Annotated in this window: 8 protein-coding genes and 1 pseudogene; 5 read left to right on the plus strand and 4 right to left on the minus strand. The window is 66.6% G+C overall.

The genetic code is table 11. The features are described 5' to 3' along the window. Positions 1 to 130: 130 nt before the first annotated feature. On the minus strand, positions 131 to 526 hold the full coding sequence (locus ACCC94_RS25725) for a GFA family protein (protein WP_413352446.1): 396 nt from the start codon (positions 524 to 526) through the stop codon (positions 131 to 133). A gap of 42 nt (positions 527 to 568) precedes the next feature. Beyond that, entirely contained in the window at positions 569 to 1,264 is a 696-nt protein-coding gene (locus tag ACCC94_RS25730; protein ID WP_413352447.1) for a TetR family transcriptional regulator, read from the minus strand. 76 nt (positions 1,265 to 1,340) lie between these two features. Here ACCC94_RS25730 and ACCC94_RS25735 point away from each other — a divergent pair. The 3 genes and pseudogenes from ACCC94_RS25735 (at position 1,341) to ACCC94_RS25745 (ending at position 4,492) form a co-directional block, all read left to right on the plus strand. Continuing rightward, positions 1,341 to 2,923, plus strand: a pseudogene (locus ACCC94_RS25735) (flavin-containing monooxygenase). After that, on the plus strand, positions 2,920 to 3,810 hold the full coding sequence (locus ACCC94_RS25740; protein ID WP_413352448.1) for an SDR family NAD(P)-dependent oxidoreductase: 891 nt from the start codon (positions 2,920 to 2,922) through the stop codon (positions 3,808 to 3,810). Before ACCC94_RS25735 ends, ACCC94_RS25740 begins: the two are co-directional and overlap by 4 nt. Before the next feature lie 142 nt (positions 3,811 to 3,952). After that, a complete protein-coding gene (locus tag ACCC94_RS25745; RefSeq protein WP_413352449.1) occupies positions 3,953 to 4,492 on the plus strand; it encodes a CbrC family protein in 540 nt (179 codons plus the stop codon). Positions 4,493 to 4,506: 14 nt separating this feature from the next. Here ACCC94_RS25745 and ACCC94_RS25750 read toward each other — a convergent pair whose 3' ends face one another. Both ACCC94_RS25750 and ftrA read right to left on the minus strand, forming a co-directional pair. After that, positions 4,507 to 5,655 carry an acyl-CoA dehydrogenase family protein gene (locus ACCC94_RS25750; protein WP_413352450.1) on the minus strand — a complete coding sequence of 383 codons (1,149 nt, stop codon included), beginning with the start codon at positions 5,653 to 5,655 and terminating at the stop codon, positions 4,507 to 4,509. Positions 5,656 to 5,731: 76 nt separating this feature from the next. Further along, complete coding sequence (gene ftrA, locus ACCC94_RS25755) at positions 5,732 to 6,700, minus strand: transcriptional regulator FtrA (RefSeq protein ID WP_413352451.1); 969 nt, start codon at positions 6,698 to 6,700, stop codon at positions 5,732 to 5,734. A gap of 92 nt (positions 6,701 to 6,792) precedes the next feature. Between ftrA and ACCC94_RS25760 the strand changes: the two genes are divergently transcribed. Next, positions 6,793 to 7,236 carry a rhodanese-like domain-containing protein gene (locus tag ACCC94_RS25760; RefSeq protein WP_413352452.1) on the plus strand — a complete coding sequence of 148 codons (444 nt, stop codon included), beginning with the start codon at positions 6,793 to 6,795 and terminating at the stop codon, positions 7,234 to 7,236. Next, on the plus strand, positions 7,224 to 7,703 hold the full coding sequence (locus tag ACCC94_RS25765; protein ID WP_413352453.1) for an N-acetyltransferase family protein: 480 nt from the start codon (positions 7,224 to 7,226) through the stop codon (positions 7,701 to 7,703). The genes ACCC94_RS25760 and ACCC94_RS25765 overlap by 13 nt, the downstream gene beginning before the upstream one ends. Positions 7,704 to 7,733 lie beyond the last annotated feature (30 nt).

Here is a 7,733-nt window from a genome sequence, read left to right on the forward strand (position 1 = left end):
TTTTTTAAAAACCCCCCCCGGGCCCCCTACACCTTTTTGCTCTCCCCCCCGCCCCCCCCCCCCCCGCCCCCCCCCCGGGGCCCCCCGGGCCCCCCCCCCCCCCCCGCTCCTACAAAAGCATGACCGGGCGTCAGCCCTCCTGGCGCCGCGGCAGATCATCGACGGTGTCAAACCACGACAGCTGCGACGAACACCAGACATGACACTGCGGCTCAATCAGTTCCGGCTCGTCCAGCGTGACGGTATTGAGCCCCACGGTATCGCCGCCGCGCACACGGAACTCCATCGGCGTGCCGCACTTCACGCAGAAGCGCCGCTCGCCGTCCTCACTGGAACGCCACATCCCCAACTCGCCGGCGATATAGGCGAAGCCCTTGAGCGGAATCACCGCCCAGGGCACCGCCGGCGCGGCATTGGATTTCTGGCAGATGCGGCAGTGGCAATAGCCGGCTTCCTCGGGTTCCGCGTCCACCCGGTAGCGCACCGCGCCGCAGGCGCAGCCGCCGAACAGGGGCAAGGGCAACATGGCTTATCTCCTGAAGAGCAACCCATTACAGGTCAGGAAGATTCACAGCCTAGCCAGCATGCCGAAGGTCTGCAGCACCGCGACGCCAGTGAAGAGCAACAGGATTTGTCGCTCGGCCAGCGCGCAGACTTCCCCACGCTGTTCCGGCGGGCGCTCGAGATAATCCAGCGACTGCTGGAACAGCTGCCGGCTGATCAGCCGCGACAGCTGGTTCAGCTCGACTTCGTCGACATCCGGCAGCAGGTGGAACTGGCGGATGTCCTCGGCCATGTCCTCGCCGAACTCGTCCATCACCCGCGCCAACGCCTCGCGCAGCACCGGTGAGGGGCCATGGAGTTCGCGCACGCCGATGATGAAAGCCTGAGGGTTGCCTTCGACGAAGTCGAAGAACAGCCGTACGGTCTCCCGCGTAACCCGCTGGCCGCGCTCCAGGTCGAGGCCAAAAGGCACGCTGGCGGTGCCCTCCCCCGACTGCGCGCGCTCGGCAGCCTCGCGGCGCAGCTCGCGCAGCGGCTGGCGCAGCTGGGTGGCAATGTCGCGGATGATCGCCAGCCCCAGGTCATCCACGTCGCCGAAGTGCCGATAGAAGGTGTTCGGATTCAGCCCTGCCTCTCGCGCCAGCTCGCGCAACCCGAGGCTGCTCAGGCTACGCCGGCTGGCCGCCAGGCGCAGCGCCGCGTCGATCAGCGCGCGCTTGCCGGCGGCTTCCGCTGGCCGCTCTTCCTGTCCGATTTCCATGAGTCTGGTGCCCGGCCCCATCTAAGGTTGGTTGTTCCCAAGGTATACAGATGTCTACATTTCAGCACGTAGACAGTTGTATACGCCAGCAACAATCATAACAGGAGCTTGGCAATGGGCACCCAACCTAAGTCTGCCGCGAGCAGACACTGCAAGATCGCCATCATCGGCACCGGGTTTTCCGGGCTGGGCATGGCGATACGCCTGAAGCAGGAAGGCGAGAACGACTTCCTGCTGTTCGAAAAGGACGCCGGCGTCGGCGGCACCTGGCGGGTCAACAACTACCCGGGCTGCGCCTGCGACGTGCAGTCCCACGTCTACTCCTTCTCCTTCGAGCCGAATCCGGACTGGACGCGCATGTTCGCGCGCCAGCCGGAAATCCGTGCGTACCTGGAGAACTGCTGGAAGAAGTACCGCCTGGAAGACAAGACGCTGCTCAATACCGAGATGGCGCGCTTCGAATGGAACGAGGAACAGCAGCTCTGGCACCTGTTCGACGCCGCCGGCAACCACTACACGGCGAAGGCCGTGGTCTCGGGCATGGGTGCCCTGTCGATTCCTTCGATCCCGGCGCTCAAGGGCCTGGAGAACTTCCAGGGCAAGGCCTTCCACTCCCAGCAGTGGGACCATGACTACGACCTCAAGGGCAAGCGCGTCGCGGTGATCGGCACCGGCGCCTCGGCCATCCAGTTCGTTCCGGAAATCCAGCCGCTGGTGGCCAAGCTCGATCTCTACCAGCGCACCGCGCCGTGGATCCTGCCCAAGCCGGACCGCGCCATCAGCGACAAGGAACGTGCGCGCTTCCGCCACTTCCCGGGCGTGCAGAAGCTCTGGCGCGGCGCGCTCTACAGCATGCTCGAAGGCCGCGTGCTGGGCTTCACCTTCGCGCCCTGGGCGATGAAGCTGGTGGGCAAGCTGGCCGAGCGTTTCATCCGCCAGCAGGTCAAGGACCCGGACCTGCGCCGCAAGCTGACGCCGGACTACACCATCGGCTGCAAGCGCGTGCTCATGTCGCACAACTACTACCCGGCGCTGACGGCCTCCAACTCCTCGGTGATCGTCGACGGCATCCGCGAGATCAAGGCGAACAGCATCATCACCAGCGACGGACGCGAGCGCCAGGTGGACGCGATCATCTTCGGCACCGGCTTCACCGCCAACGACCCGATCCCGCGCGGCGTGGTGTTCGGCAAGGGCGGCGTGGACCTGCTCGACACCTGGAAAAACGGCCCGGAAGCCTACAAGGGCACCATGACCCGCGGTTTCCCCAACCTGTTCTTCCTCATGGGCCCGAACACCGGCCTGGGCCACAACTCCATGGTCTACATGATCGAATCGCAGATCGCCTACGTGCTGGGCGCCATCAAGCTGATGGATCGCCGCGAGCTGCAGAGCGTCGAAGTCAAGGATGAGGTGCAGGAGCGCTGGAACGAGAAGCTGCAGCGCGGCCTCAACCACAGCGTGTGGAACACCGGCGGCTGCAAGAGCTGGTACCTGCACCCGGTGAGCGGGCGCAACTGCACCCTGTGGCCGGGCTTCACCTGGCGCTTCCGCGCCCTGACCAGCCAGTTCGACCCCGGTGCCTATCATCTGAAGGCCAAGCCCTTGAACAGCCCCGTCGTCCAACCGCAACGCCACGCCGAGGAGGTGCCGGCATGAAGAACTTCGAGAACAAGGTCGCCGCCATCACTGGTGCAGGCTCCGGCATCGGCCGCGCCCTGGCCGTGGAACTGGCCTCCCGTGGCTGCCACCTGGCGCTGGCGGACGTCAACGCCGTCGGCCTGGAAGAGACGCGCCAACTGCTCTCCTCCTCCGGCGTACGTGTGTCCATCGACACCGTGAACGTCGCCGACCGCGAGCAGGTGCACGCCTGGGCCGACAAGGCTGCCCGAGAGCATGGCAAGGTCAACCTGGTGTTCAACAACGCCGGCGTCGCCCACGCCGGCACCGTGGAAGCCAGCGACTACGAAGAATACGAATGGATCACCAACATCAACTTCTGGGGTGTGGTCTACGGCACCAAGGCCTTCCTGCCGCACCTCAAGGCCTCCGGTGATGGCCACATCGTCAATGTGTCCAGCGTGTTCGGCCTGTTCTCCCAGCCGGGCATGAGCGCCTACAACGCCACCAAGTTCGCCGTGCGCGGCTTCACCGAGTCACTGCGCCAGGAACTGGACATGGAGCGCGGCGGCGTCTCCGCCAGCTGCGTGCACCCCGGCGGGATCAAGACCAACATCGCCAAGACCGCGCGGATGAACGACAGCATGGTCAAGGTCACCGGGCAGAACGCCGAGGCGGCGCGCACCCAGTTCAACGACCAGCTGCTGCGCACCACCCCGCAGAAGGCCGCGCAGGTGATCATTCGCGGCGTGGAGCGCGATTCGCGGCGCATCCTGATCGGCAGCGACGCCCACGCCATCGACCTGATGCTGCGCCTGCTGCCGGTCTGGTACCAGAAGGTGGTCACCGGCAGCATGAAGCTGGCCAAGCGCTTCGCTCCCAAGCCCAAGCGCAAGCCTGCCGCCGAGGGCTACGAGGCCAAATAACGCGTCATTCCCAAGAGTCCCTTTTCCCTGTCGGGCCGGCGCCCATCCCCCTTACCCCCGGATGGGCGCCGTTTTTTCCAGCACTCGTGGCGCTGCGTATACTGGCTGTCCGCCCCCGCACATCAGCCCAAGGACGACGACCATGAGCCAGACGCTCCCAGCCTTCCGCTATCACCCCGCCCCGCTTGCCACCGGCAGCGTGGTCGCCTCGGATGCGACCTGTCTGTGCTGCGGGCAGGCACGCGGCTACATCTACACCGCCTCTGTCTACACCCGCCACGATCTGCCGGAGAACTGCCTGTGCCCCTGGTGCATCGCCGATGGCAGTGCTGCCGAGCGCTTCGAGGCGAGCTTCGCCGATGACTATCCACTGCTGGATGCCGGCGTGCCCGATGCCGTGGTGCGCGAGGTCTGCGAGCGCACGCCGGGTTTCGCTTCCTGGCAGCAGGAGCACTGGCTCAGCTGCTGCGGTGACGCCTGCGCCTTTCATGGCGATGCGAAGCGCGAGGACATAGTCGCCCTCGGCGCCGCCGGGCTGGCCGGGCATTTCCCTGACTTCGCCTGGCCGGAGAAAACCTGGCTGCAGGTCGTCGAGCACTACCAGCCGGCGGGCGACCCGGCGATCTATCACTTCCGCTGCCTGCACTGCTGCACGACGCACTTCGGCATGGATTTCACCTGAGCAACCGGGGCGGCTCAGAGCCCCATCTGCTTGGCGATGATCTCGTTCATGATCTCCCGCGTGCCGCCGCCGATGGAGAGGATGCGGTTGTCGCGGTACAGCCGCTCCACCAGGCTCTCGCGCATGTAGCCCATGCCGCCCAGCACCTGCACCGCGTCGTAGGTCACACGGTCGGCCACGTCGGTAGCGAAGTTCTTGGCCATGGAGATTTCCTTGATCACGCTCTTGCCGACCGCCATCTTCGCCGCCTGGCGATAGGTGAACTCGCGGGACACTTCGACCTGCGTGGCCATCTCCGCGAGCCGGTGCTTGAGCACCTGGAACTTGCCGACCGGCTTGCCGAACGCCTCGCGCTCGCGGCTCCAGGCCAGCGCCTCGTCCAGCGCCAGCTGCGCGGTCATGTTGGCCATGATCGCCAGCGCCAGGCGCTCGCTCTGGAAGTTCGCCATGATGCAGGCGAAGCCCATGTTCTCCGCGCCGATGAGGTTCTCCACCGGCACCTTGCAGTCGTCGAAGAACAGCTCGGCGGTGTCGGACGCCCACCAGCCCATCTTCTTCAGCTGGCGACTCACGGTGAAGCCCGGCGTGCCCTTCTCCACCAGCAGCAGGCTGACGCCGCCGAAGCCATCGCCGCCGGTGCGCACGGCCACGGTGTAGTAGTCGGCGCGCACGCCGCTGGTGATGAAGGTCTTGCTGCCGCTCAGGCGGTAGTGGTCACCGTCGCGCACGGCGCGGGTCTTCAGGCTGGCGACGTCGGAACCGCCGGACGGCTCGGTGACCGCCAGCGCCATGATCTTCTCGCCGGCCAGCACCTGCGGGGCGATGCGCTCGCGCAGCTCCGGGCGGCCCCACTTGATCAGCGGCGGCAGGCCGATATCCAGCGAGCCCAGCCCCGCCACCAGCCCGCCGGAACCACAGCGCATCAGCTCCTCGCTGGCCGCCACCTTGGCGAACAGGTCGCCCTCGTGGCTGCCGCCGAGCGCCTCGGGGTAGCCGATGCCGAGGATGCCGGCCTCGCCCGCCTTGCGGTACAGCTCGCGGGGAAATTCCTCGGCCTCCTCCCAGTCGGCGACATGGGGCAGGATTTCACGCTCGACGAAGCGCCGAACGCTGTCGCGGACCAGGCGGTGGCTGTCATCGAAGTAATCGGCGAACACGGACATGGCAAGGCTCCAGGCGATTTGCCTGAAAACTTACCGAGCGCTTGCTTGGTTTACAAGGCGAGACACCCGCCATCGGCTAGGACAGATGCGCCGTCCCGAATCGCTCGCGGTACACCGAAGGCGCTACGCCCGCCGCCCCACGAAACGCATTGCGGAAACTTTCCACGGTGCTGAAGCCGCACTGCTCGGCGATCCGCTCGACGCTGTCGGCGCTGCTTTCCAGCAATTCGCGGGCGCGCAGCATGCGCTCGTGCTGTAGCCAGGCCTTGGGCGTCATGCCGGTTGCCTCGCTGAAACGGCGCAGGAAGGTGCGCTCGCTCATGGCCACGCGGCTCGCCAGTTCGCCGACGCTGATCGACCGGTCGAGCCGCTGCCGGGCCCAGTCCAGCAACGCAGCGAGGTCATGCCGAGGCGCCTTTGCCACCGGCGCGGGGATGAACTGCGCCTGGCCGCCGCCGCGCTGTGGCGACATCACCAGGCGCCGCGCGACGGTATTGGCAACCTGCGCACCGAAGTCCCGCGCCACCAGGTGCAGGCAGGCATCGATGCCCGCTGCGCTGCCGGCCGAGGTGATCAGTTGCCCGGCATCCACATAGAGCACCTGGGCATCGACTTCGATGGCGAGGAAACGCTTGGCCAGTTCATCGGCATAGCGCCAGTGCGTGGTCGCTCGCTGACCATCCAGCAAGCCGGTAGCGGCAAGGACGAAGACGCCGGAGCAGATCGACAGCAGCCGCGCGCCTTCGTCGTGGGCCATGCGCAGCGCCTGCACCAGCTCGGCGGACGGAGCCTCAGTACGGTCCCGCCAGCCCGGGACGATGATAGTGCCCGCTGTGGCCAGTGCTTCCAGGCCGCCATCGGCGAGCACCTGGATGCCGCCCAGTGCGCGCATCGGCCCCGCATCGACGGCAACCACCCGGTGGCTGTACCAGGGAAAATCGAATTCGGGGCGCGGCAGACCGAATATCTCCACGGCGATGCCGAATTCGAAGGTGCACAGGCCGTCGTAGGCGAGTACGGCGACTTCCAGGGGATTGCGCAGCATTGGCGGAAAACTTCCGATCACTGTCCAAACCGCCACTGTAGCCGACTCGGATGGCCACATACAGTGCTCCCATCTTCCACAGGAGCCTTGCCATGCCCAGCCTCGTCAGCCAATTCCCCGCCGCCCTGCCCGCCGACGCCCTCGCCCACTTCAGCCACCGCCTGGCCTTCGAGACCGATTGTTCGGACGTCAACCACGCCCTGCAGAACGGCGAGCAGGATTTCATCCTGCTCGATGTGCGCAACGCCGTTGCCTTCGCTCGCGGGCACGTGCCCGGAGCGCTGAACCTGCCCACTCGCGAGATCGATACCCGGCGCATGGCGCAGTTCGCGCCGGGCACCCTGTTCGTCGTCTACTGCGCCGGGCCGCACTGCAACGGCGTGCACCGCGCCGCCGCGAAGCTCGCGGCGCTGGGCTTGCCGGTGAAAGAGATGATCGGCGGGGTGACCGGCTGGCTGGACGAAGGCCTGGCGCTGCAGAGTGCGGAGGGCCACGAACAACCCAGCCCGAAAGAAGGCATCTCGTGCGCCTGCTGAGCATTCGAGAGGCGCAGCCGGACGATGTTCCTGCCGTGCTCGAGATGATGCGCGCGCTGGCGGGATTCGAGGGCTATCTCGACGCCTTCGCGGTGGACGCCGACGCCCTGCTTTCAAGAGCCTTCGGGCCGGCAGCACAGTGCCAGGTGTTGGTCGCCGAGACCGCTGCGATCTGCGGTTACGCCGTCGTCCAGAACCTTGCCTTCACCTTCGATCTACGCCCGAGTATTCGACTCAAGGAACTCTATGTCGTCCCGGAAGCCCGCGGCGGCGGCGTAGGCCAACAGTTGCTGCGGCGCGTGGCGCAGTACGCGCTGGCACAAGGCGCGGGCCGTCTGCTCTGGGACGTGCTGGCCGGCAATGATGCGGCCGAACGCTTCTACTCGCGCCTGGGCGGCCGGCGTGAAAGCCGGTGGATTGCCTACCGGATGGACGATCGGGAGCTGCTGCGCCTTGCCGGCGGTTAGCCGCCGATCGGCCGGCGCCCCGCCAGGGCG

It is taken from the genome of Pseudomonas sp. Pseusp97, assembly GCF_047304025.1.
Classification (GTDB): domain Bacteria; phylum Pseudomonadota; class Gammaproteobacteria; order Pseudomonadales; family Pseudomonadaceae; genus Pseudomonas.

Coding starts and splice junctions, on each gene's coding strand:
- ACCC94_RS25725 (WP_413352446.1), bottom strand. CDS start 526: ATGTTGCCCTTGCCCCTGTTCGGCGGCTGCGCCTGCGGCGCGGTGCGC.
- ACCC94_RS25730 (WP_413352447.1), bottom strand. CDS start 1,264: ATGGAAATCGGACAGGAAGAGCGGCCAGCGGAAGCCGCCGGCAAGCGC.
- ACCC94_RS25740 (WP_413352448.1), top strand. CDS start 2,920: ATGAAGAACTTCGAGAACAAGGTCGCCGCCATCACTGGTGCAGGCTCC.
- ACCC94_RS25745 (WP_413352449.1), top strand. CDS start 3,953: ATGAGCCAGACGCTCCCAGCCTTCCGCTATCACCCCGCCCCGCTTGCC.
- ACCC94_RS25750 (WP_413352450.1), bottom strand. CDS start 5,655: ATGTCCGTGTTCGCCGATTACTTCGATGACAGCCACCGCCTGGTCCGC.
- ftrA (WP_413352451.1), bottom strand. CDS start 6,700: ATGCTGCGCAATCCCCTGGAAGTCGCCGTACTCGCCTACGACGGCCTG.
- ACCC94_RS25760 (WP_413352452.1), top strand. CDS start 6,793: ATGCCCAGCCTCGTCAGCCAATTCCCCGCCGCCCTGCCCGCCGACGCC.